This is a genomic window from Gordonia liuliyuniae (assembly GCF_021739025.1).
GTDB lineage: Bacteria > Actinomycetota > Actinomycetes > Mycobacteriales > Mycobacteriaceae > Gordonia > Gordonia liuliyuniae.
The window spans coordinates 206,686-228,458 of the sequence record NZ_JAKKOT010000001.1 but is presented as its reverse complement, the minus strand read 5'-3'; the positions used below and the strand labels follow the sequence as shown (position 1 = coordinate 228,458).

Annotated in this window: 23 protein-coding genes; 11 read left to right on the top strand and 12 right to left on the bottom strand. The window is 67.3% G+C overall.

What is annotated here, in order from left to right; all coding sequences use genetic code 11:
* The first annotated feature begins 1 nt into the window (after position 1).
* Together L5G28_RS01085 and L5G28_RS01080 are read left to right on the top strand one after the other, a co-directional pair.
* Complete coding sequence (locus tag L5G28_RS01085; RefSeq protein WP_236999950.1) at positions 2-445, top strand: helix-turn-helix transcriptional regulator; 444 nt, start codon at positions 2-4, stop codon at positions 443-445.
* A gap of 10 nt (positions 446-455) precedes the next feature.
* The gene (locus L5G28_RS01080; protein ID WP_236999949.1) at positions 456-860 is read left to right on the top strand and encodes a VOC family protein; all 405 of its coding nucleotides are present in this window, start codon (positions 456-458) and stop codon (positions 858-860) included.
* Here the strand turns inward: L5G28_RS01080 and gluQRS are convergent.
* The gene (gluQRS, locus tag L5G28_RS01075; protein ID WP_236999948.1) at positions 847-1,758 is read right to left on the bottom strand and encodes a tRNA glutamyl-Q(34) synthetase GluQRS; all 912 of its coding nucleotides are present in this window, start codon (positions 1,756-1,758) and stop codon (positions 847-849) included. The genes L5G28_RS01080 and gluQRS overlap by 14 nt on opposite strands.
* 224 nt (positions 1,759-1,982) lie before the next feature.
* Here gluQRS and L5G28_RS01070 point away from each other — a divergent pair, with 224 nt between their 5' ends.
* Entirely contained in the window at positions 1,983-3,026 is a 1,044-nt protein-coding gene (locus tag L5G28_RS01070; RefSeq protein WP_236999967.1) for an ATP-dependent DNA ligase, read from the top strand.
* Positions 3,026-4,093 carry a DNA polymerase domain-containing protein gene (locus L5G28_RS01065; RefSeq protein ID WP_236999947.1) on the top strand — a complete coding sequence of 356 codons (1,068 nt, stop codon included), beginning with the start codon at positions 3,026-3,028 and terminating at the stop codon, positions 4,091-4,093. Before L5G28_RS01070 ends, L5G28_RS01065 begins: the two co-directional genes overlap by 1 nt.
* A gap of 43 nt (positions 4,094-4,136) precedes the next feature.
* Here L5G28_RS01065 and L5G28_RS01060 read toward each other — a convergent pair whose 3' ends face one another.
* Positions 4,137-4,994: a helix-turn-helix domain-containing protein gene (locus L5G28_RS01060; RefSeq protein ID WP_236999946.1), complete on the bottom strand. Its 858-nt coding sequence runs from the start codon at positions 4,992-4,994 to the stop codon at positions 4,137-4,139.
* Positions 4,967-5,359, bottom strand: a complete 393-nt coding sequence (locus L5G28_RS01055) for a VOC family protein (RefSeq protein WP_236999945.1) — start codon at positions 5,357-5,359, stop codon at positions 4,967-4,969. Before L5G28_RS01055 ends, L5G28_RS01060 begins: the two co-directional genes overlap by 28 nt.
* 106 nt (positions 5,360-5,465) lie before the next feature.
* Here L5G28_RS01055 and L5G28_RS01050 point away from each other — a divergent pair, with 106 nt between their 5' ends.
* Positions 5,466-6,551, top strand: a complete 1,086-nt coding sequence (locus tag L5G28_RS01050; RefSeq protein WP_236999944.1) for an HtaA domain-containing protein — start codon at positions 5,466-5,468, stop codon at positions 6,549-6,551.
* 12 nt (positions 6,552-6,563) lie between these two features.
* On the opposite strand, the gene L5G28_RS01045 is transcribed toward L5G28_RS01050, so the two are convergent.
* Genes L5G28_RS01045 through L5G28_RS01035 form a run of 3 tightly spaced genes read right to left on the bottom strand, consistent with a single transcriptional unit; the run spans position 6,564 to position 11,403 of the window.
* Positions 6,564-8,951, bottom strand: a complete 2,388-nt coding sequence (locus L5G28_RS01045; RefSeq protein ID WP_236999943.1) for a serine/threonine-protein kinase — start codon at positions 8,949-8,951, stop codon at positions 6,564-6,566.
* Between the two features lie 5 nt (positions 8,952-8,956).
* Positions 8,957-9,955 (bottom strand): glutamate ABC transporter substrate-binding protein, encoded by a 999-nt coding sequence (locus tag L5G28_RS01040; RefSeq protein WP_236999942.1) that lies wholly within the window; start codon positions 9,953-9,955, stop codon positions 8,957-8,959.
* Positions 9,952-11,403: a GlnX family signal transduction membrane protein gene (locus L5G28_RS01035; protein ID WP_236996667.1), complete on the bottom strand. Its 1,452-nt coding sequence runs from the start codon at positions 11,401-11,403 to the stop codon at positions 9,952-9,954. Before L5G28_RS01035 ends, L5G28_RS01040 begins: the two co-directional genes overlap by 4 nt.
* A 145-nt stretch (positions 11,404-11,548) precedes the next feature.
* Here L5G28_RS01035 and L5G28_RS01030 point away from each other — a divergent pair, with 145 nt between their 5' ends.
* Positions 11,549-12,010: an NUDIX hydrolase gene (locus L5G28_RS01030; RefSeq protein WP_236996861.1), complete on the top strand. Its 462-nt coding sequence runs from the start codon at positions 11,549-11,551 to the stop codon at positions 12,008-12,010.
* 12 nt (positions 12,011-12,022) lie between these two features.
* Here L5G28_RS01030 and L5G28_RS01025 read toward each other — a convergent pair whose 3' ends face one another.
* The gene (locus tag L5G28_RS01025) at positions 12,023-12,391 is read right to left on the bottom strand and encodes a hypothetical protein (RefSeq protein WP_236996668.1); all 369 of its coding nucleotides are present in this window, start codon (positions 12,389-12,391) and stop codon (positions 12,023-12,025) included.
* Between the two features lie 251 nt (positions 12,392-12,642).
* Positions 12,643-13,317 (bottom strand): thiamine phosphate synthase, encoded by a 675-nt coding sequence (thiE, locus tag L5G28_RS01020; RefSeq protein WP_236999941.1) that lies wholly within the window; start codon positions 13,315-13,317, stop codon positions 12,643-12,645.
* 125 nt (positions 13,318-13,442) lie between these two features.
* On the opposite strand from thiE, the gene L5G28_RS01015 reads away from it, so the two are divergent.
* Genes L5G28_RS01015 through L5G28_RS01005 form a run of 3 tightly spaced genes read left to right on the top strand, consistent with a single transcriptional unit; the run spans position 13,443 to position 15,475 of the window.
* Complete coding sequence (locus L5G28_RS01015; protein ID WP_372477138.1) at positions 13,443-14,513, top strand: FAD-dependent oxidoreductase; 1,071 nt, start codon at positions 13,443-13,445, stop codon at positions 14,511-14,513.
* Between the two features lie 13 nt (positions 14,514-14,526).
* Positions 14,527-14,724, top strand: a complete 198-nt coding sequence (thiS, locus tag L5G28_RS01010; RefSeq protein ID WP_236999939.1) for a sulfur carrier protein ThiS — start codon at positions 14,527-14,529, stop codon at positions 14,722-14,724.
* On the top strand, positions 14,717-15,475 hold the full coding sequence (locus L5G28_RS01005) for a thiazole synthase (protein WP_236996672.1): 759 nt from the start codon (positions 14,717-14,719) through the stop codon (positions 15,473-15,475). Before thiS ends, L5G28_RS01005 begins: the two co-directional genes overlap by 8 nt.
* Positions 15,476-15,483: 8 nt before the next feature.
* On the opposite strand, the gene L5G28_RS01000 is transcribed toward L5G28_RS01005, so the two are convergent.
* The gene (locus L5G28_RS01000) at positions 15,484-16,410 is read right to left on the bottom strand and encodes an EamA/RhaT family transporter (RefSeq protein WP_236999938.1); all 927 of its coding nucleotides are present in this window, start codon (positions 16,408-16,410) and stop codon (positions 15,484-15,486) included.
* Positions 16,411-16,523: 113 nt separating this feature from the next.
* On the opposite strand from L5G28_RS01000, the gene L5G28_RS00995 reads away from it, so the two are divergent.
* Positions 16,524-17,696 carry an ATP-grasp domain-containing protein gene (locus L5G28_RS00995; RefSeq protein ID WP_236999937.1) on the top strand — a complete coding sequence of 391 codons (1,173 nt, stop codon included), beginning with the start codon at positions 16,524-16,526 and terminating at the stop codon, positions 17,694-17,696.
* A 44-nt stretch (positions 17,697-17,740) separates the two neighbouring features.
* Here L5G28_RS00995 and L5G28_RS00990 read toward each other — a convergent pair whose 3' ends face one another.
* From L5G28_RS00990 to L5G28_RS00980, 3 genes are all read right to left on the bottom strand, one after another.
* Entirely contained in the window at positions 17,741-18,583 is an 843-nt protein-coding gene (locus tag L5G28_RS00990) for an alpha/beta fold hydrolase (protein WP_236999936.1), read from the bottom strand.
* Entirely contained in the window at positions 18,580-20,202 is a 1,623-nt protein-coding gene (locus tag L5G28_RS00985) for a hypothetical protein (RefSeq protein ID WP_372477136.1), read from the bottom strand. Before L5G28_RS00985 ends, L5G28_RS00990 begins: the two co-directional genes overlap by 4 nt.
* Before the next feature lie 161 nt (positions 20,203-20,363).
* The gene (locus L5G28_RS00980; RefSeq protein WP_236999935.1) at positions 20,364-21,431 is read right to left on the bottom strand and encodes a metallophosphoesterase; all 1,068 of its coding nucleotides are present in this window, start codon (positions 21,429-21,431) and stop codon (positions 20,364-20,366) included.
* A 189-nt stretch (positions 21,432-21,620) separates the two neighbouring features.
* On the opposite strand from L5G28_RS00980, the gene L5G28_RS00975 reads away from it, so the two are divergent.
* Positions 21,621-21,725 carry an alkaline phosphatase D family protein gene (locus L5G28_RS00975; protein ID WP_236999934.1) on the top strand — a complete coding sequence of 35 codons (105 nt, stop codon included), beginning with the start codon at positions 21,621-21,623 and terminating at the stop codon, positions 21,723-21,725.
* The last annotated feature ends 48 nt before the right edge of the window (positions 21,726-21,773 follow it).

Below are 21,773 nucleotides of genomic sequence, written 5' to 3'. Positions count from 1 at the left end.
CGTGACCAGCGCAGCCGACCGGGCGGCCCGCACCCAGGCCATCGTCGCGATCCGAAAGGTTCGTGACCGCATAGACCGCGAGTTCCATCAGCCGCTCGACGTGGAGGAGCTCGCGCGCGGAGCCTACATGTCGGCCGGCCACTTGAGTCGAGAGTTCAAACGCATCTACGGCGAGTCGCCGTACTCGTATCTGATGACGCGCCGCGTCGAACGCGCGATGACACTGCTGCGGCGCGGCGACATGTCGGTGACCGAAGTGTGCTTCGCGGTCGGATCGTCGTCGTTGGGGACGTTCAGCACCCGCTTCACCGAGCTCGTCGGCGTCTCCCCGAGTGTGTACCGCCGCGACATGGCCGGCGACCTGGAAGGTGTCCCATCGTGTCTGGCTCGGCAGGCCGCCAGGCCGGTCAGGAATCGAGAAGCGGATCCGCGCGGATCCGCTTAGCCTTGCTCCTATGAACATCGACATCCATTACACGTTCCTTCCGCACGTCGACGCCGACGCGTCGCTCGCCTTCTACCGCGACGCGCTCGGCTTCGAAGTCCGCAACGACGTCGGCTACGGCGACATGCGCTGGATCACCGTCGGCCCCGTCGGATCGCCGACGTCGATCGTCCTGCAGCCGCCGGTCGTCGATCCCGGAGTGACCGACACGGAACGCACGGTGGTGCTCGATCTGATCGCGAAAGGGTCGTATGGTGCGGTTACGCTCGCGACCGACGACCTCGACGCACTCTTCGACAGGCTCGTCGCCGCAGGCGCCGACGTGATCGCCGAACCCGCCGACCAGGACTATGGGGTACGCGACTGCGCCTTCCGTGACCCCGCCGGAAACCTGCTGCGCATCAACCAGAGATAGCCTCAAAGATCCACGGATCGCGGGGGAGGGCCGACGGGGAGAACCGTTCGGTGAGGGCGTCCATCGTGACTGTCTCGCCCTGATCGGCCAACCCGAGCGAGACGGCGATCATGGACAGGACCGACACCGCGTCGACACCGCGCTCGGCGAGATCGGCGAGAGTCACCGCGCCGTCGCGTTTCGCGAGCCGCTTGTGGTCGGCGTTGAGGACCATCGGGACGTGCGCGTACTCGGGCGGCGAATAGCCGAGCCGGGTCGCCAGATACGCCTGCCGAGGCGCGGATGCCAGCAGATCGTCGCCGCGCACCACCTGGTCGACGCCGGATGCCGCGTCGTCGACGACCACCGCGAGGTTGTAGGCGGGTGTTCCGTCGTTGCGCTGCAGGACGAAGTCGTCGACGTCTCCGGTGAACTCACTGTTCAAGATATCGGTGACCGTGAACGAGGTGACGTCCGCACGGAGACGGATCGCCGCGGGGCGAATGCGTCGCCGTTCGGCGCGCTCGGCCTCGGTCAACTCGCGGCAGGTGCCCGGGTACGCCCCCTGCGGGGCGTGCGGCGCCGTCGGCGCGTCCAAAATCTCGCGGCGAGTGCAGAAGCATTCGAAGGTGTCGCCGTCGGCGACGAGTCCGCCGATGACCGACGCGTACGCGTCGTACCGTGCGCTCTGCAGGGTCACCGGTTCGTCCCACCCGAGCCCGATCGCGGCGAGGTCGGCGAGTTGCCGTTCCCTCGCTCCGGGACGCACACGGTCGAGGTCTTCCACGCGCATCAGGAAGCGGCGGTTCGACGATCGAGCGAAGAGTTGCGCGAGCACCGCTGTCCGCAGATTCCCGATGTGCAGGTCGCCGGATGGAGAAGGCGCGAACCGGCCTGCGGGAGCGAAGTCGTTGGCCACGCCACCACCGTAAAGCACGGTCCACGGCGGTGTGGAACACAGTCGGGGCGGGAACCTAGTCAGGCGACCTCGAGCAGCGACGGAGGGAGAACCGACAGTACGAGTGCCCGATGGCCCCGCGGTGTCGGCGCCGTGACGCGGGGGCGACGAATCAGCGGCGCAGCGGTGATGTGCGGCACCCGAAACCCGTTGCTCTTGTCGGTGGCGTCGTGGACGATGAACGAGTGGACCTCCCGATCAATCCGCCTGTCGCGCCGATGCTCGCGAAAGCCGTCGCCGCGGTGCCCGAGCAACCAGACGCCGGGCCGGTGTGGTCGTACGAACCGAAGTGGGACGGATTCCGCGCGTTGATCTTTCGTGACGGCGACGAGGTCGTCGTCGTCTCGCGCAGCGGCAAGGACCTCGCCCGCTACTTCCCCGAACTCGTGGACGCCGCCCGCGCCGAACTGCCCGAGCGGGTGGTCGTCGACGGCGAAGTCGGTGTGGTCCGCGAGATCGGCGGCGTTCGCAGGCTCGACTGGGATTCGCTGAGCCAGCGCATCCATCCGGCGGCGTCGCGCATCGAGAAGCTCGCCGGCGAGACCCCCGCGACCTTCATCGGATTCGACGCTCTCGCACTCGGCGACGCCGACCTGACCGGCGAACCGTTTCCGAGGCGCCGCGACGCGCTGCGTCACGCCATCGCGCCGGGCGGATCGTTACAGGTCAGCCGGGTGACCCAGGATTCGGCCGTCGCGCGGGACTGGTTCAGCGCCTTCGAAGGCGCAGGCCTCGACGGTGTCGTCGCCAAACGTCTCGACGGGCTCTACGTGCCGAACAAACGCGAGATGGTCAAGGTCAAGCACAAGCGGACCGCCGACTGCGTGGTCCTCGGATACCGCGTCCACAAGAGTGGGACCGGACTCGGATCGATGCTCCTCGGGCTGTACGGCGACGACGGCGAAGTCCGGATGGTCGGCGGATCGAGTGCGTTCGCCGACAAAAAGCGGATCGAACTGCAGGAGATGTTCGAGCCGATGCGCCTGGACCCCGACAACGTCGCGCAGGGCGAGGTGTCGCGGTGGCGGTCGGCGGGCAACGGGGAGTGGATTCCGATCCGACGCGAACTCGTCGTCGAAGTCGCGTACGACCAGATGGAGAACGGTCGCTTCCGGCACACCGTCAAGTTCCTGCGATGGCGACCCGATCGTGATCCGGTCAGTTGCGGATACGAACAACTCGAAGTCCCGCTCACCTACGACGTCCACGACGTCCTGGAAGGTTCGTGATGGCCAGTTCGAAGCCGAAACCGCTCATGCTCGACGTCGACGGAGTCGAGGTGAAACTCAGCAACCCGGACAAGATCTACTTCCCCGAGCTCGGTGAGGACGGCGGGCGCAAAGGCGACCTCGTCGACTACTACCGGACCATGGTGACGACGGGCCCACTGCTGGACGCTGTCGCCGGGCGGCCCACATTTCTGCAGCGGTTTCCCGACGGCGTCGAGGGCGACGAGATCTACCAGAAGCATCTGACGAAGTACCATCCCGGCCACGTCGAGTCCACGAAGATCGTCTTCCCGTCCAAGCGGACCGGGCAGGCGTTCTGTCCGCGGATCCCTGCGGACATCGTGTGGGCGGCCAATCTGGGAACGGTCACCTTCCACACCTGGCCGACCGTCGATCCGGACAACGACCACCCAGATCAACTGCGCATCGACCTCGATCCGACCGACGGCCGCGGCTTCGATGACGTGCGGGCCGCCGCGATCGAGTACGTCCGCCCGCTCCTGGACGAACTCGGATGCACGGGTTTTGTAAAGACCTCGGGTAGCCGCGGGATCCACGTGTTCGTGCCGATCCGTGCCGAGTGGGACTTCATCGCGACACGTCGCGCCGTGATCGCGTTCGGGCGGGAGCTGGAGCGTCGTGCACCCGACCTGTTCACCACCTCGTGGTGGAAAGAGGATCGTGGCGACCGGATCTTCATCGACTACAACCAGAACGCCCGCGACCGGTCGATGGCCGCACCTTATTCGGTGCGGAAGTCGCCGATCGCACGGGTGTCGACGCCGTTGACGTGGGACGAGCTCGCCGACGTCGACCCCGACGACCTGACTATCGCGACGGTGCCCGGGCTACTCGAACGACGCGACGACCCGTGGGCAGACATCGCCGACTGTGCGGCCGGGCTGGAACCGCTGCTGGAGATGGTCCAGCGTGACGACACCGACGGGCTCGGTGACCTGCCGTACCCGCCGTCGTACCCGAAGATGCCGGGCGAGCCGCCCCGCGTCCAACCAAGCAAGAAGGTCGCCGAGCACTGGGACTCGGACGGGAACAGAATCGAGAAGTAGCGTTCGGCGCGGAGAACCTACACCTATACGGCGGGACAGTCGGCTATACGGTGATGCTGGTCGGTATAGGTGTAGGTCGGGCGGGTTCGTCGGCGTGATCGGCGACGAGGAAGTCGCTGTCGCGTTCGATCAGGTACTGCGTCGGCGGGAGACCGGTGAACGCGGTGAACTCGCGTGACATGTGCGCCTGGTCGGCGAAGCCGCAGTCGGCGGCGACGTCGCTCGGGGCGCGGCCCGAGTCGATCGCGTGCCGGGCCGTGTCGAAGCGGACCAGGCGCGCCGCCTGCTTAGGGCCCATCCCGAATTCTGCGGTGAACACGCCGGTCAGACGTCGAGCCGACCAGCCCGACTGCTCGACCAGTTCGGAGACGGTCACACGACCGTTCGACCGCAGGATCCGCTGCCACGTGCGGACGGCATCGGGGTCGACTCCGGTCGGGGTGCCGGCGGCATCACCCAGCTGCGCACTGAGGAGGTCGGTCGCCACCGCGCTGCGTGCATCGTGGGGCACGGAGCCGACCGCATCACGGAGCCGCGAGGCGAACGCGGCGTCGAGATGGTCGAGTTCGAGCATCGACGCCAGCGATCCGACGGGGACGCCGAACAATCGCCGCACCGCGCCGGGGGTGAGATCGAGCTGCACGCCCACCTGGGCTCCGTCGTGATGGATCGTGAACGATTCGAGGTGCAGTTCGCCGATGCCGCAGCGGAAGCTCGTCGGTCGAGCCAGGCCGGGCCCGGTGAGGAGAAGCCCGTCGCGCAGATCGACGATCAGTGTGACCGTCGGTGACGGAATGCCCAGGTGAGTGCCGGGGCGAGCGCCCCTGATGTCGTACGGCGTGACGAGGACGCCCGCCCGGCACAGCCTGCCGGTCAGCCCGCGTACGTCCCGAAACTCCACAGATTGCCCTCCGGGTCGGCGATGGAGAAGCCCCGCGACCCATAATCCTCTTCCGCCATGTCCCGCACCAGCTTCGCGCCGAGATCGGTGGCGCGCGCGTACACAGCGTCCGGATCGGAGACGACGACGTAGACGCTCGTGCTTCCGACGGGAGTGGCGAACGTCGAATCGGTCTTGGCCGCCGAGCTGACCATGACCCGGCCGCCGGTGGGCCACAGCATCTCCGAATGGAACACCTCACCGGAGCCGTCGCCCTCGACGAGGACGCCGGGTTCGAAGCCGAGCCGAGCGAGCCAGTCCCGTTCGGCGAGAGGGTCGTTGCAGGTGACGCTGGGCCAGATGTTCATGTCTTTGCGTGTACTCATGGTTCGATTCTGCTCGCCGAGCCGCTTGAGTCTCTTGAACATTTCGGCACAACACGGGACTAAAGGCCGAATCGGAAACGTGGGTCCATAGGTTAGGCTCAGCTTTATGTCTCGTTTACGTGGTCTCGTCGTCATGTTCGTCGTCGCGCTGTGCGCTCTTGCCGGGAGCGTGGTCGGTGTCGGGGCGGCGCATGCGCAACGTTTCACGCCGGCGATCAGCGTCTACCTGGCCGACGGCACGACTCCGGTCGGAGACACCGAGTTGCATCCCGGCGACCAGGTGGTCGTGAAGGGCACCGGTTTCGATCCCGCCGCCAACACGTCCGGTCTGCCGGTCCCCGTCCCGCCGGGCGTCCCGCACGGCACCTTCGTGACCTTCGGCGGTTTCGCGCCGGTGTGGCAGCCCTCCAAGGGAGCGCCGACGTCGTCGCGCGCCGAGACCCGCAGTAAGACAAAGTGGGCGCTGTCGCGCGCCGCACTCAACAAGGTCCCGGACGTGCCGTTCGATCTGCGTCGCACCGTACGCGAAGGATGGGTCCCACTCGACGCGAAAGGCCAGTTCACCGCGCGTCTGACACTCGCCACCCCGGAGAAGGCGCCTGCGAACAAGCGGTGGGGCGTCTACACGTACGGGGCCGCGAACGCAGTCAACGCCGCGCAGGAGAAGTACGTCCCGATCAACTACTCGACCACACCGGGCCCGAACACGCCGAAGCCTGCGGAACAGAACCTCGTCTGGGGATACTCGTCGACCTTCGCCGACGCGGTCGAGGCCACCGAAGGCACAGTGTCCGGCAAGGACGGAGCCGACGTCGACGACCGTGGGGACATGACGTTCGAACTCGCCGACAACACGATCAGAAACGGTCGAGGCGAACTCCGGTTCCACGGCACCGCCGTCGTCTATACGCGGTTCCACCTGCTCGAGATCGCTCTCGCCGATCCGGTCATCCGCGTGAACGGGACGCGCGCAGTGCTGTCGATGAAGACGTCGTCGACCGACATGAACGGCGACGACCGCCTGCGTCGCATCGACGTCGCGGACTTGCACCTGACGAAGGCACAGGCTTCGCGGCTCGCGAAAAGCGCCGACGTCTCGGGCGTGCGCGCCACGTTCCGCGACGGCATCGCCCCGACATCGCTGGCCGCGTTGTCGCTGTCCGGAGCGGAGCCGGTGTCGATCCGGTTCTAACGCCACGCGACACTAGAACAGGGTTGCGGGGCGGACCAGGTTCGCGAGGTCGACGAGGAGGAAGCGGTGGGCGCGGTTGTCGCGGGTGGCCCGCGCCAGCTCTCGCAGTGATCGCTCGGTGCCCGCGCGCAGACCGGGTTCGGTGAACGGGAAGCCGAGGAAGTCTTCGCCCTCGCCCTGCTCTGGATGCGCTTCGATCCAGCCGAGCGCGCTGCCGAGAATGATCAACTTCAGACGGCGGCGACGCGGGTCGTCGAACCCGATCTGATCGAATCGGGTCGACGCCTCGAACAGTTCGTCTGTCGTGAACTCGGCGGGTGGGCGGCCGTGCACGAGAGCGAGGATCGCGCTGATCTGCGCGGTGCCGAAGTGTCTGCTCGTGATCGGCACCTCGTCGAGCGGTTCGATCGCCTGCGCGATCTCCCCTTCGGACAGCAGCATCCGTGCATACCCGAACGCGGCCGTGACGATGGCGTGGTCGGTGAGCCACAGGTCGTGGTACGCCTGGCGGGCGATGTCGTACCAGCGTTCCACCTGGGCGGCCTGTTCGTTCGTCGACAACCCTTCGGCCGAGAGCCAGTAGCCGATGAGTTCGGCGGTGCCCGCCACGGCCAGCTTCGGCGCAACCTCTCCGGGCAGTGCTTCGAGCACTTCGCGGAACCGGTCGTAGGCGAGTTCTGGTTCGGCGTTGAGGAGCGCGCAGATACCGAGGAACCAGTGCAGGCGCCACGAGTCGCCGTGATTGTCGGCGACTTCCCGCAGTAGTTGCAACGCGGTGTCGAGGTTGCCCAACTCCAGGTGCGCGCGGGCCTCGGCGAGGTCGATCTCCAACGACGGATGCTCGGCGTTCTGCCTGGGGTACGGCACCTGGTCGGGAGACATCAGTGTCGAGAATCCTTCGGCGCGAGCCGCTTTGATCGTGTCCAGCGTCTGGCGGGGGTACGAGAGCGCAGCCGACGTGAGGACGCTGGCGGCCGGATCAGCCGGGTCGACGAGCGGTATCGGGAGTGCGTGGGCGATGTCGGCCGGGTCGTGGATCGCGGCGTCCTTCGGGTCGAAGAAGCCGTCGACCGGGGCCAGTAGCAGTTCGGTTCCGAACGTCGAACGCTGCGGCGTGAAGACCGTCGACATCGACGGGCGGGGAACGCCGGTGTGGAGGGCGACCGTCTCACGCAGCACATTGAGGACCTGTGTGGTCATCTCCTCCGCGGACTCGAACCGTTCGGCCGGGTCCGTCGACGTGGCACGTTGCAGCAGGAAGTAGAACGACGGGTTCTCGACGAAGGTCGGGGTGGTCTCCGGATCGGGGAGCCCGTCGACGTAGCGGCCGTCCTCCATCGGCATGTCGACGGTCAACACGGCGAGTGTGCGCCCGATCGAGTAGATGTCGGTGACGACCTGCGGTCCGGTCTCGACGATCTCCGGCGCCTGGAATCCGGGTGTGCCGTACAGGCGCCCGTATCCGTTGGCGGCCGAGACCGCGCCGAGGTCGATCAGCTTCACCTCGTCGGAGGTGATCATGATGTTGTCGGGTTTCACGTCGTTGTAGACGAGTCCGACCGAATGCAGGTAGCCGACGGCCGACAGGACTTCGAGGATGTACGCCATCGCCTGTTCGACGGGCATCGGCTTGGTCTTGCCGGTCGGACCGGTGGTCAACTGCTTGAGTGTGTGACCGCCGACGTACTCCATCACGATATAGCCGAACAGTCGGCCGTCGTCGTCGGCCCACTCGACGAAGTTGAAGATCTTCACGATGCCGGGATCGTTCACTGAGGCCAAGAACTGGCGTTCGGCGATGGCGACGGCTTGCGCCTGCGAATCCGACGAGTTCAGCAGACCTTTGAGGACGACTGGTCGGTCGGACACGTTGTGGTCGACGGCCAGGTAGATCCACCCCATGCCGCCGTGCGCGATGGCTCCCGCGATCTCGTACTGGTCGGCGACCATCGTCCCGCGGGCGAGACCGGGGACGAACGAGTAGCGCGACCCGCAGTTCGGGCAGGTGCCCTGGGCCGGGCCCTTCCCCGGGCCGGAACTCCGGCCGACCTCGGCGCCGCACTTCCAGCAGAACCGTTTGGATTCGACGATCATCGGATCGGCCAGGACCGCGTCCGCCGGGTCGATGTCGGTGACGTCGGGGAGTTGCACCAGGCCGCTACCGAGACGTCGGTCGTGGATATGTGACGGGGCCTTGCGGATTTTGCGGCGTGACGATGTGATGTCTTCGAACAGTCGCCGCACCTGGGTGCCCTGGGTGCCGAGCGCGACGGGCGTCGTGCCAACCGTCGACACGGGGTCCGCAGCCGCGGTCGCCTGGGTGGCGGGGCCGTCGTCGACCGTCTCCGACGGCACCGTGTGGACGGGGTCGGTCTGGGAGTCGCCAGTGCTGTCGTTCATCGTCATCAATCGCGGTAGGTGTACGGAGGGGGTGATCCGGGGCCGAGGACCGACAGCCACTGGTTGTAGGACGACTGCCAACTGCCGTCGGTGCGGCGTTGCGCGAGGACCCCGTTGATGAACCGCACCAGGTCGGGATGCCCTTTGGCGATGCCTACGGCGTAATTCTCGGCGCCGAGGCTCTCTCCGACAACCTTGGCCCACGGGTCCTGGGCGGCGATGCCCGCGAGGATCGGGGTGTCGGATGTGATGGCGTCCACGCGGCCCTGCTGCATCATCACCAGACAGTCGGCCCAACTGGAGGTGGTTGCGAACTTCGCCTTCGGCGCCAGCGCTTTGACGCGGCCGGCCGACGTCGACGCCGACGTCGCGCACACCCGCTTGCCGTTGAGGTCTGCGACGCTCTCGATACCGGAATGGCGATATGCGAGGATCCGTTGGGACGCTTGGAAGTACGGGATCGAGAAATCGATCGACGCCAGCCGTTCGCAGGTGACCGACATCGACTTGACGACGATGTCGACGGATCCGTCGGTCAACGCGTCGACCCGGTCGTCCGTCGACACCATCCGGTAGTCGATCCGGTTCGGGTCGCCGAAGATCGCTTCGGAGATCCAGTGCGCGACGTCGACGTCGAATCCCATGACGTCGCCGGTCAACGGGTCACGGAAGCTCAACGGGTTCGATCCGAGGTCGGTGCCGACGACCAGACGTCCACGTTTCTCGATCTCTTCCATGGTCGAGCCTCGGGGCATCTCGCCGGGTGCGGGGAGCGTCTCGTCCGGCCGAAGACTCGACGTGTCGCAGTCGGTCGACTCGGTGGGCTGGGTCGGCCCGTTTGCCGAGTCGTCGAAGGAGACGTCCGGTGGGAGGGGGATCTCGGCTGTCGTGGTCGGCGGATCACCGTTCTCCTGAGTCTGTTGACCGCACGCGGCGACGCCGACCGTCACGGCGACCGCGAGCACAGCCACCGACAGCCAGCGCTGAAATTCTCTGCGACTCATCGGTACTCCCGGATCCGCGGGAACAGGCCGCCGAACACGGCGATGGCTGCTACACCACACAGTACGGCGATCCCGGTACCGGTGAATCCGAGCACCCGCTGGGCGGTGTTGATGTTGGTGCGGAAGGTCGAGCGCGCCTCGGCGATAGCTTCGACGAGGGCCTCGTTCGCTTCGCTGTAGCCGGTGGCGGTGCTGATCGCGCCGTCGCCGACAGTGAGTGAGCGGGCGCTGGTGAAGTCTCCGGCGGTCAGTAGTCTGCCGACCTCGGAGTGTGCCGACCGCCAGCGTCCGACCGCCGACTTCACATCGTCGAGCGGATCGGTGATACCCGCGTCGTCGTCGAGTTCGGCCGACCCCTGGAGGTCGTCGGCGCGGGCGACGATCTGGGCCATCGACGTCTCGAACATGCGGTCCAGCTCTCCGGGGTCGGATCGGCGCACCAACGACAGTGTCTCGGCCGAGCGGGCCTGCTGCGTGAGGATCCGCATGCTGGTCAGCGTGTGCAGCGGGTCGGCCCCGGACTCCTTCGCCGTGTTCGCGGCGGCGACCGACGTCAGGCCGGACACGAGTAGCCAGACGGTGCCGAGCCCGAGTGCCGTCAGCGCGGCGATCAGACCGATGTTGAAGTGGCGACGCGTGCGGCGCGCCAGATAACGTCCGGTCCCGACGAGCATGATGATGATTAGGAGCAGTGCGACGTACACCCCCCACGGCGGGACGGTCAGGGTGCGTTGCGGCTCAGAGATGGCCGCCGACCTCTGCTCGTAGAGCCGTTGTGCCGCAGGAAGAATCGTGTCCTGCATGAGCGTCGACGCGACGGTCAGGTACGCCGACCCAACGGGATAGCCCAGCCGATTGTTGGTCCGCGCGGTCTCGACGAGTCCGGTGTACTCGGGGATCTTGACGGCCAGCGTGTTGAGATCGGCGCGAGCACCCTCTTCGTCGTCGGTGTGCGCGGAGGCGTCGTCGCGGTAGCCGTCGGTCGCCGCGATCAGCGCGGTGGACGCGGTGGCGATGGAGTCGGTGAACGAGGCGCGCAGCTCGGGCGATTCGCGGCCACCGGAGATGAACGCCGAGTTCGCGGACGCGTCGGCCACCGACAGCGAGCTGTACAGCGTCTCGGCGGCTTCTGCCTGAGGTTCGCTCCGGTCGATCAACGACGAGAGCGTCTCGCTGCGGGTGGTCAACGACGCGGACGAGTACCAACCGGTGAGTGTGCAGGCCAGGACCATCGCGAGCAGGATGATGACGAGTTTGCCCGGCGTCGTCGTCGCGTAGAAGCGGAAGGCGACGAGGGGCGAGCTGACTCGTTCGCGAGTCATGGCAGCGAGTTCGCGGCGGTCGGCGATCACCTGGCGAAGGGTGGGGCCGGGGTTGCCCCGATCCGGGATGACCGTGCGACCGGCATGCGTGAGTGCCGAACGCACTCCCGAAACCTGCCCGGTCACGACATTCCCTTCATTTGGGTCGCTTTTCAGCCTAGTCGTCGTGCCTGTGGTCAGTGGGCAACACCCGGTACGGTGAGGGGCGAGTCGTCGGGTTCATGCCGACGACAGCGAGATCATCGACATGCGACCGCAGGGAGACGACAGCGTGCAGGGAGACGGCGACGGCTGGGTCTTCGACGCCGATGGACAGCGGTACTGGGGACGGCACGGCGCCGCCGGACTCCTGCTGACCGCTGCGACCGACGAGGGTGTCGCCGTGCTGCTGCAGCACCGCGCGATCTGGTCGCATCAGGGCGGAACCTGGGGGCTGCCGGGCGGTGCCCGCGACTCACACGAGACGGTCGAGCAGGCCGCGGTCCGGGAAGCCTTCGAAGAGGCGGGCATCTCGGTCGACGACCTCGACGTGGTCGACGCGATAGTCACGCATCGAGCGTCCAGCGGGTGGACGTACACGACGGTGCTCGCCGAGGCTGCGTCTCCGATCGCGACCACTCCGAACGGCGAGTCGACCGAGCTGCGCTGGGTGCCGACCGCGAAAGTCGCAGAGCTTCCGCTGCATCCAGGGCTGGCCGCTGCCTGGCCGGGCCTGGTCGATCGGCTCGGCTGAACGCCGAGATCCTCAGCGCTTCGACAGCTGGTTGGCCCCGGAGATCAGTGCGGCGACCGCGGATTCGTCTGCGGTGCCGGCGATCCCGTACGACCAGCAGCGTCGGCCGTCGGCATTGCACCGCAGATAGGTTGTGACCTCGTCATCGTCGACCTGCTGGGAGAGCGCGACGATCTCGACGCCTGCATCGATGTCGTAGAGCATCGAAGTCATTGCGCCGATGACGCCGGACGCCGTCGCGCTCAATCTGATCTTTCGGTGCGCGATCCGGATGTCGGCGGTGCAGTGGATCGTGTCGGCGCGGCCGTGCTCGAACTGGAAGGCCTCCAAGGCGATCGCGCCGGTGGGAGCGTATGTCGTGTCGAAGTGCGCAGTGGTCATGGCGGCCGCCTCCCGGGGGAACCAGGCGGGCATACGGCGGTCGACGCAGGATCGGTCGGAACGGTGGTCGCCGCGCCCGTCACGGGTACAGGATGTCGGCTGGATTTGAATGGAATGCATCACGTCGGTTCATTTCGGTCGAAGACTAGGTGACCGACGAGAAGAGTGGAAAGCCGACGAACCCGCAGCGGGGGGTCGGTCGAGTCAGACCCCGCTGCGGCGGGTTACGAGAAGTTTCCACGTCATAGTGGTCACGACCCTAGCACTGCCGTCCGCAGGGCGGAAGAGGCGCTCGTCGGATCGGCGGCGGCGGTGATCGCTCGAACCACCACGATGCGCGACGCGCCCGCGTCGGTCACTTCCCGCACGCGTTCTAGGTTGATGCCGCCGATCGCGAACCACGGTTTGCCGTTCGCATCGGTAGCCGCGGCGCGCACCAGGTCGAGCCCAGTGGCCGGACGACCGGGTTTGGTTGGCGTGGTCCACAGCGGGCCGGTGCAGAAGTAGTCGACGTCGCCGTCGGCGACAGCCGAACGCATCTGGTCGACGTCGTGCGTCGAACGGCCAATCACCATGTCCGGTCCGACGATCGCGCGCGCGGCGGCGGGCGGGAGGTCGTCTTGGCCGAGGTGCAGGACGTCTGCCTGCACGGCATGGGCGATGTCGGCGCGGTCGTTCACCGACAGCAGGGCGCCGCCGGTATGCACGACCTCTCGTAGCTCCGCGAGGATCGTCAACTCCGCTGACGTATCCAGTTCACCGAACTGTGCCGCGCCCGGCGACCCCTTGTCGCGGAGTTGGACGATGTCGACGCCGCCCGCCACGGCATCGGCGACGAAATCCAGGAGGTCGCCGCGTTCCCGACGTGCATCGGTGCAGAGGTAGAGGCGAGCGTTCGAGAGCGCGGTGCGGGGGTGGGGAGACATGCCTGCAACGGTAGGCTGACAGGGAACCAAGAAGCACACACGGGAGTCCGGGGCGCTGGGCTGAGAGTGCGACGCGAGCCGTCGCTGACCGTCTGACCTGATCCGGATAATGCCGGCGAAGGGATTTGATCCACGTGGGACGAGAACTCTCCGTCGTCGGCGGCGGTGCGATCGGGTTGGCGTGCGCGCTGGCCGCCGCGGACGCCGGATGGACCACGACCGTGTACGACGCCGGGTCGGCGAGTCGTGCCGCGCACGTCGCAGGCGGAATGCTCGGATGCTTCGGTGAAGGCCAGCCCGGCGAACGGCGAATCCTCGACATCTCCGCGCAGTCGGCAGCGTTGTGGCCGGACTTCCTCACCAGACTCGGCGATCCGACCGTCCGGACGGCCACCGACAGCATCCTGCTCGCCGCGTCTGCCACCGATCTGGCCTACCTCGACGACCAGGTCGGCTTCGTTCGTGACCGGATACCCGGTGCGAGGTTGGCGCGGTCGACGGGAGCGCAGCTGCGGCGCTGCGAGACCGCGTTGGCGCGCGGACTCGCAGGCGGGTATCTCGCCGAAGGCGAAGGCGCCGTGGACAATCGGCTCCTGGTCGCAGCGCTCGAAGAACGGCTCGGCGAAGCGGGTGGACGGATCGTTCGCGCCGGTGTGGACGACCCGACCGAACTGCCGGGCGATCAGATCCTGATCGCAGCGGGACTGGGCAGTGCCGCGCTCGCCGCCGTCGCCGGAGCCGACATCTCCGTCCACGGTGAGAAAGGTGAGATCCTCCGGCTGCGCCGAACTCGGTGGTCGGTGCCGCCCCCGAAGCACGTGATCCGCGGACGGCGACACGGCCGCCCCATCTACCTGGTGCCGCGCGCCGACGGCGTCGTGGTCGGCGCCACCCAGTACGAGGCGGCCGGTTCCGACGATCGCGTACCGCAAGCCGGTGGCGTCGCCGACCTCCTCGCCGACGCGATCGCCGTCATGCCCGGCCTGAGCACTTACGAGCTCGCCGAGGCGGGTGCCGGGATCCGGCCGTCGTCGCCGGACGGCGTGCCCGTCGTGCAGCGGATCGACGACCGCATCCTCGTCGCGACCGGGCACGGCCGCAACGGGATCGCGTTGTCGCCGTGGACGGCGGCCCGCGTCATGGACGTGCTGGCCGGAGAGCCCCGAGAATCCCGAAAACTCCGAGAATCCGAGTAGGAAAGAGGCGAGCATGGAATTGACCGTCAATGGCGACCCAGTGCAGATCGACGGGCCGGTCGACGTACCGAAACTCCTCGCGCACATGGGATTCCCCGACCAAGGCGTTGCGGTCGCGGTCGACGGCGTGGTGCGGCCGAAGACCCGGTGGAGTGAGGAGATCGGCGACGACTCAGAGATCGACGTCCTCACGGCGGTGCAGGGTGGCTGACGCGTTCACCGTCGCGGGCCGCGAGTACGGCTCCCGTCTGATCACCGGAACCGGCGGCGCCGTCAACCTCGCCGTCCTCGAACGTGCACTCGTCGCGTCCGGCACCGAACTGACGACGGTGGCGATGCGACGCGTGGATCCGGCGTCGGGGACCGGGGTCCTCGACCTGCTGCGCCGACTCGACATCGAAGTGCTGCCGAACACCGCGGGGTGCCACACCACCGCGGAAGCGGTGCTGTGCGCGCAGCTCGGGCGCGAAGCCGTTCAGACGAATCTCGTGAAGCTCGAAGTCGTCGCCGACGATCACACACTCCTGCCCGATCCGCTGGAACTCGTCGAAGCCGCCGAGATGCTCGTCGCCGACGGCTTCGACGTCCTGGCTTACACCAACGACGACCCGGTTCTCGCGCGTCGGCTCGAGGACACGGGCGTCGCAGCCGTGATGCCACTCGGGTCACCCATCGGCACCGGCCTCGGCATCGCCAACCCGCACAACATCGAGATGATCGTCGCCCGTGCCGGGATTCCTGTTGTCCTCGACGCCGGGATCGGCACTGCGAGCGATGCCGCCCTTGCCATGGAACTGGGCTGTGACGCAGTGCTTCTCGCCAGTGCGGTGACTCGTGCCAACGACCCTGAGGCGATGGCGTCGGCCATGCGGCACGCCGTCATCGGCGGACGTCTGGCGGCCGGGGCCGGACGCATCCCGAAGCGGTTCTGGGCACACGCGTCGAGCCCGGCTCGGGAGTAGCGAGTCGGCTAGCTTTCGGAGAGTTTCTCGCGGCCGCGGTGCCAGCCGCCCTTCTCCGGTGGAGCCTCGCCGAAGTGGTCGGGGTCGCCGGTGCTGTACCAGGCGACGAGGACTGCGCCCACCACGGCGCCGATGAATCCGACGAACGCCAGCCACGCCAATCCCGGCCGCGCCGAGTCGTGGAGGAAGAGGACGCCGATCAGGCTCGGGCCTGCCGTTTCGAAGACCACCAGCAGCGCGGTCACCCCGTTCACGGCGCCGACCTGCAGCGCGACGGTCTGAACATAGAAGCCGACGGCTCCTGCGACGGCGATCGACCAGGCGGCCGGGTCGGACAGGATCGTCACGAGATTGAACGGCGACATGCCGTCCAGCACACGCACCGCGATCGCGATGATGCCGAACAACAGCCCGGCCGTGGCTCCGCCGACGATCGCCGCGTATTTCTTGAGCGTGTAGACGCTGATCAGTGCGATCGCGCAGACCAGGATGGTCGCGGCGAGCAGTCCCCAGTGGAACGGTCGCTCGACGGTGTCCACCGCGTGCTGCGCCGACGAGAGACCCAACAGGAACAGCGACAACACCACGAGCCAGATCGCGACCCAGTCGCGTGTGTGCAGCGTGATGTTCAGCAGCAGCGTGCCCAACAGCGCGGTGACTACGAGGTTCGCCGCCACGATCGACTGCGCCAGGAACAACGGGAGAAAGCGAGCGGCGAGGGCCCCACCGCCGAAGCCAACGATCACCATGAGGGTGCCGAGGAGGAACGCGGGGTCGGCGATCGTCGACATCGTCGACGTGAGGGACGGCGTCGACGACTCCGCCCCCTCCGAGGCGTGCGGTCCGCTCGCCGGGTTCTCCCGCATCTCGACGGCCACGCGACGAGCGCCGAGAGCGCGCAAAACGGTGGAAACGCCGTACGCTACCGCCGCCATTGCAGCAGCGATGACGCCTATTGCGAACAAAACTGAGTCCTATTCAAGTAGGGAAGAGACACTAGGTGCATCACGCTACACGTCGGCTATAGGTCTGTGTCTAGTCTGTATGCGTGGCATCCACCGAGCGCAGACACGTCCTCATCACCTTCGCGCGGTCGTTCCTGACCCTCAACCTGGCACGCCGGATGGCTGCCGCCGGGCACAAGGTGACCGTCGTCGACAGCATGGCCGTCGGAGTCAGCAGGTACTCGAACGCGGTCTCGGCGTTCCATCGGGTTAGCCCGCCGAAGTACAAGCCTCAGGAGTACTGCCGGGAGTTGGCGGCGATCGTCGAACGCGAGAAGGTCGACATCGTCATCCCGATCCACGAAGAGACCGACATCCTCGCGATGATGGCCGGACTGTTCCCGCCGTCGTGCGACTTGTTCCTCTCCCCGTTCGAGGTCGAGGACACGCTCCACAACAAGCTCAAGTACCAGCAGGCGCTCGTCGACCACGGGATATCCACGCTCGAGTTCCGGGAGATCTCGTCACCGGAGGATGCGGTCGCGGCGTCGGAGGAGTTCACGACGCCGTTCGCGATCAAACAGGCGTACTCGCGCGGATCTCAGAAGGTGTACAAGGCGTACCCGGGCGACGATCTGAGCTACCTCACCTACGACCCGACCAATCCGTGGATCGCGCAGGAGTGGCTCGAAGGCGACCGGTACTGCACGTACTCGGTGTGCCGTGACGGTGAGATGTATGCGCACGCGACCTATCCGGTCAGTTACGCGATCGGCGGCAGCTCGTGTCTGACGTTCGAGCACGTCGACCACCCCGGCATCGTCGACTGGAGTCGCCGACTGGTGAAGGAGTTCGAGTTCACCGGGCACCTGGGCCTCGACTTCATCGACCACCCCGACCGCGGTCTCGTCACGATCGAATGCAACCCGCGCGGCACCAGCGGGATCATGATGTTCACGGACGAGGAGCGCGTCGACCGGGCGTTCTTCGGCGAGAACACCGATCTGATCACGCCGCCCGAGGGGCGTACGACGATGATCGGCGCAGGCATGGCGCTGTACGGCTGGCGGAAGAGTTCGTACCCGGACAACACGTTCCGGAAGTTCTTCGCCGAGATGCGTAAGGCGGACGACGTCATCGCGTCCAAGCGGGATCCGAAGCCCGGCGTCATGATGCCGATCGCGTACGCGGGCATTCTGCGCGACGCCCGGCGCTACCACGTCGGCCTCGACGGCGGCTTCATGCACGACCACGAATGGGACGGCCGACCGATCTGAGTCGGAGCGCTGCCAAACCATTCGGGAAGTGACGACACTCGGCATTAGAGCGTGCGGCAGAACGCGGTGACCGCGTCGGTGGCGCGTCGCTCCGGATCGAAGATGAGGCCGCCGTGTCCGACACCGTCGACGTGCAGCCACTGCGCGTTCGGGATGTGCGAGGCGGCTTCCTGCGATTGGGTTGCGGGAAAGAACAGGTCGTCGCCGAAACCGACGACCAAGGTCGGGCACGTGATGTCCGCCAACCGTTCGACCGTCGGCTCACCCAAGCGCATCCAGTCGTACGACGCCCGGGTCTGCCCGTGCTGGCCGTCGACCGAAGTCCACACGTTCTCGCTGGAGGCGGTGAGCATGGCGCGCCAGTTCGCGACCTGGGCGTCGTCGCGCAAGATGGCCGCCGACGGAATGGTCATCAGCTGCTCGAACAACGACACCGATCCCGGGACATGACCGAGTTTCTCGAGCAGTTCGAGTTCCATCTCGTTCACGACCACTCCGATCGTCGACGAGCGGAGGCCGCCGACCATCGCGAGACCGCGGACCGTGCCGCCCCACACGTCGAACAGCGCTTGCGAGATGTAGCAGCCCATCGAGTAGCCGACGACGATCGCCTCGTTCACCTCGAAGTGGTCGAGGACTTCGGCGGCGTCGGCCGCGATGTCGTGCACCGAGTACGGGGCGGGCGGAGCCGACGACGGGGCGACGCCGCGCGCCGAATACGTGACGACCCGGAATCCGGCCGCGACGAGCGCGTCCGGGAGACCGCTGAACGCCCACGTCTGGGCGGGCATGCCGAGCCCGGCGGACAACAGGACGGTCGGACCCTCACCGCTGCTCGACGCCCAGATCTGCACGTCGTCGCCGACATCGACGAACTCCCCGCTCATCGGATCACCAGGTCCTTCGACGTGGCGCTCAGCGTGATCGGTGCGATCGACTTCCCCTTCATCCAGTCACGGACGAACGCCCTCACCGTCGGATCGGAACCGCGGCGGGCGTACGTCGCATCATCGAGCGCGACCGCGCCGATCAGGTGGCGCGGCGTCGCAGTCAGACCGGGCCTGCTCGGAGTCATCCGCATCCCGTCGGCAGTGTGCAGGAGGACGTCGATGCGTCGACCGTTCGGCGCGATCACGACGGCGGGCCGGGTGGTGGCCGCCGGGTCGAACGCTTTCACGTACAGGCGATAGCCCGACTTCGGCGCATGCAGACCGATGCGGTCCAGGACACGTGGGTCGACCACGCTGTAGGGCAGCCCGATGTCGAGCAGCGTCTCCCCGTCGACGGCGGCCTTACGCGACGGGAGCGAGGCCGACAGATTCCACGGGACCGGTGGGGCGAGAGTCTCCGACGAACGGTCCGCTGCCGAATTCTGCAGCGGAGTGCCCGACAGGGCGCCGCCGGTCGGGGAGAACGACCACGTCGACGCGTGCAGATCCTTGTGCCAGAACCCGGCGACCCCGTCGCGTCGCCCCGCGACGCGCAGTTCTCGGCGTTCGACGCCGGGTCCGGTCGCGATAACGGTGATCGTCGAGGTGATCTCGCCCGGGATCTTCGGCTGGCGCCTCCAATCGGGAGCCGGGAGCTGGATCGCCGCGGTCGACCGGTCCCACGTCTCGGTGTTCAGATCGGTGGCGCTCGGCTTGCCGTCCTGGGAGTCCCAGCTGTAGCGGAAGAACACCGAGTCCGAGCCGGACGAGTCGAAGTCGAATGTGCGGGTGTACATGTCGCCGAAGCGGTTGATCACGAACATCGTCGACGCCGCCGCCGACAGCGACGTCGACTTGAAGCGGCCGCCGAGCGGGCCGCCCACCTCGTAGCTGTTGTCGTTCGGTAGCCACGGGTCGGCATACGTGATGCGGCTGCCGTCACCGGTCAACGCCGGGATCATCGTCATCTTGGCCTGACCGCTGGGGTGCACGCGGCCCGCGATGTCCTGGTACGCACGATTGTCCGACGGTGAGGTGACCGACAGTGCCCAACCGCCGGTGCGCTGATCGGGAAGGGTGCGCCCGGGAGCGGTCCACAGCATCGCGCCCCACGCCGACGTCCAGTTCCACAGGCGCGGCGACTGATTCACGTTGTCCATCGTGTAGATCCAGCCCTTGCGGTCGACGCCGACGAGTTCGTCGTCGTCGAGCGAGATCGCGACGAGACGATTCTGCAGGCAGCTCGGCAGCGGCACGGTCCGCCATGGCCCGTTCGACCCTCTCGGCCGCGTGATCAGTCGATGTCCGACCAGGGCGAACTCCCAATGCAGGTTGAACTGGGTGGTCTCGGTCCGCAACTCCACGCGCTTCGGTGCCGACCGCCCGGTGTAGCGGGGGAAGTCCGTCAGACCCGCCCGGCTGCCGGTTGCCGGTGCGCCCGGCGGCAGCTGGGCCGTTCCGACCGGGACGCACGACGCGGGTCCGGCATGTGCGACGCCGTCGCCCACGCCGGGCGCGACCAGCAGCGTTGCGGCCGTGGCAGCGACAGCCAGAAAGGATGCACGTGGGATCTTCACGTTCGGAGCATAACGCGAACATGTTTCACTTCTGACCGGAGTCGGACCTGACTCCTCGGGCGGCTGCGGATCTGGGGCAGCTCTTGGCGACGAGGCCGACGCCGAGCCCGACAGCGAGGAACCACTCGAGGCACGCCGCCGGTGCTGGGCATTGCGCGTCGTTAGCGCCGGTACGTGGTCTCGAAGGCTTTCCGTGCGCCGGGTCGACTCGCCGACACCTCGTACGCGGTGAGCCCGACTGTCGACGGCGTGATGTCCAGTGTCATGAAACCGCGGTCCCGCAGGTTCTCGTAGCGGGCACGGAAACGCTTCGACGACGCCTTGTTCACGGTCTTGCCAGCCGCGCCGGACACGATCTGGCGGGTGCCGCGCAGACCCGCGACGTTCTCGAGCACCTGCTGGCTGTGGTCGTGGCCCGACATCAGGAACTGGGCGCGGCCCGCGACGTGCCGTTCGAAGAACGTCTTCGCCGCGCCGCCGCTCAGCGGTGCGGGCAGCCCGTCGTAGTCGCCCGCCGGGCCGTGCGGCCCGTTGTTCGCGTACGGGTGGTGGGTGCAGACGAACTTCCACGGGGCCGTCGACGCGGCGAGGGCCTCGTCGAGCCACCGGGCCTGGCGGGTCATATACCGTCCGCCCGGCTCCCACTCCGGCGAGAGGAACGGCGGAATGTAGGCGGCCAACGGGTTCAGATCGAGGACGAAGAAGTCGGCGACCCCGAGCTCGACCGAGTAGTAGCGCGACGGCATATGCCACCTACGCGACCGCGAGTGGTACTTCACCTCGTCGTCGCCGCGGAGCAGCCAACCGCCGTCGCCCGGGAAGATCGCCGTGTTGTCGTGGTTGCCGAGCGTCATCAGCCACGGGAAGTCGAGGCCCGCGTTCGGCTTCTCGAACTTGCTTCGGAACTGTCGGTCGTCCGGGCCGTTCGGTCCGGCCTCGTAGATGTTGTCGCCGAGTCCGACCGCGATGTCGAACGGGTGCGCAGCGTGCAGTCTGCGGGCCGCGTCGGCCACCGCGTACTGCGGCTTCTCGCCGGTGCCTGCATCACCGGTGACGAGCACGCGGAGCTGTCCGGCTTGGAACGGAAGTGGAAAGCGTTGCGCGGCGGCAGAGTTGGGCGCCAATGCGCCGGACGCACCGATGGCGGCGGCGGTACCGGCTGCGGTCGCAGCCGCCGCGAGGAACGTACGACGATCTGGGCCGACCGATTCTGGGCTGTTCTCGATCATGCGATCGATACTGGCATGAGCGGGTGAACGAAAGGTGACTTCGAGGCCGACGGATCGGCCCCGCGTGTTCTCTCGCGCGTTGCCGGGGGTCGTCGCGGAGTGGAACCGTGAGCGCGATGTCTGAGTCAACAGCCCCGTTCACGTTCACCCGCCGCGGCTTCATCGGAGCGGCGGGAGCCGGAACTGTCGATGCTCGATCTGCGCACGTACCGCGACATCTCGGCCGATCGCTTCTCCCGCGAGTCCGACGACCCCGAGCGCACCGTCATGGGCGTCGCCAGATGGAGTGGGTGAAGAACGGCATCGCGACGTCGAACAACCTCGACGACCTCACCGACCGTC

What these genes read in the sequence shown, in the direction of transcription:
- L5G28_RS00975 (WP_236999934.1), top strand. Translation starts at nt 21,621, where the DNA reads ATGCTCGATCTGCGCACGTACCGCGACATCTCGGCCGATCGCTTCTCC.
- L5G28_RS01065 (WP_236999947.1), top strand. Translation starts at nt 3,026, where the DNA reads ATGGCCAGTTCGAAGCCGAAACCGCTCATGCTCGACGTCGACGGAGTC.
- L5G28_RS01045 (WP_236999943.1), bottom strand. Translation starts at nt 8,951, where the DNA reads ATGAACGACAGCACTGGCGACTCCCAGACCGACCCCGTCCACACGGTG.
- L5G28_RS01050 (WP_236999944.1), top strand. Translation starts at nt 5,466, where the DNA reads ATGTCTCGTTTACGTGGTCTCGTCGTCATGTTCGTCGTCGCGCTGTGC.
- L5G28_RS00980 (WP_236999935.1), bottom strand. Translation starts at nt 21,431, where the DNA reads ATGATCGAGAACAGCCCAGAATCGGTCGGCCCAGATCGTCGTACGTTC.
- L5G28_RS01000 (WP_236999938.1), bottom strand. Translation starts at nt 16,410, where the DNA reads ATGGCGGCGGTAGCGTACGGCGTTTCCACCGTTTTGCGCGCTCTCGGC.
- L5G28_RS01080 (WP_236999949.1), top strand. Translation starts at nt 456, where the DNA reads ATGAACATCGACATCCATTACACGTTCCTTCCGCACGTCGACGCCGAC.
- L5G28_RS01025 (WP_236996668.1), bottom strand. Translation starts at nt 12,391, where the DNA reads ATGACCACTGCGCACTTCGACACGACATACGCTCCCACCGGCGCGATC.
- L5G28_RS01055 (WP_236999945.1), bottom strand. Translation starts at nt 5,359, where the DNA reads ATGAGTACACGCAAAGACATGAACATCTGGCCCAGCGTCACCTGCAAC.
- L5G28_RS00990 (WP_236999936.1), bottom strand. Translation starts at nt 18,583, where the DNA reads ATGAGCGGGGAGTTCGTCGATGTCGGCGACGACGTGCAGATCTGGGCG.
- thiE (WP_236999941.1), bottom strand. Translation starts at nt 13,317, where the DNA reads ATGTCTCCCCACCCCCGCACCGCGCTCTCGAACGCTCGCCTCTACCTC.
- L5G28_RS01040 (WP_236999942.1), bottom strand. Translation starts at nt 9,955, where the DNA reads ATGAGTCGCAGAGAATTTCAGCGCTGGCTGTCGGTGGCTGTGCTCGCG.
- thiS (WP_236999939.1), top strand. Translation starts at nt 14,527, where the DNA reads ATGGAATTGACCGTCAATGGCGACCCAGTGCAGATCGACGGGCCGGTC.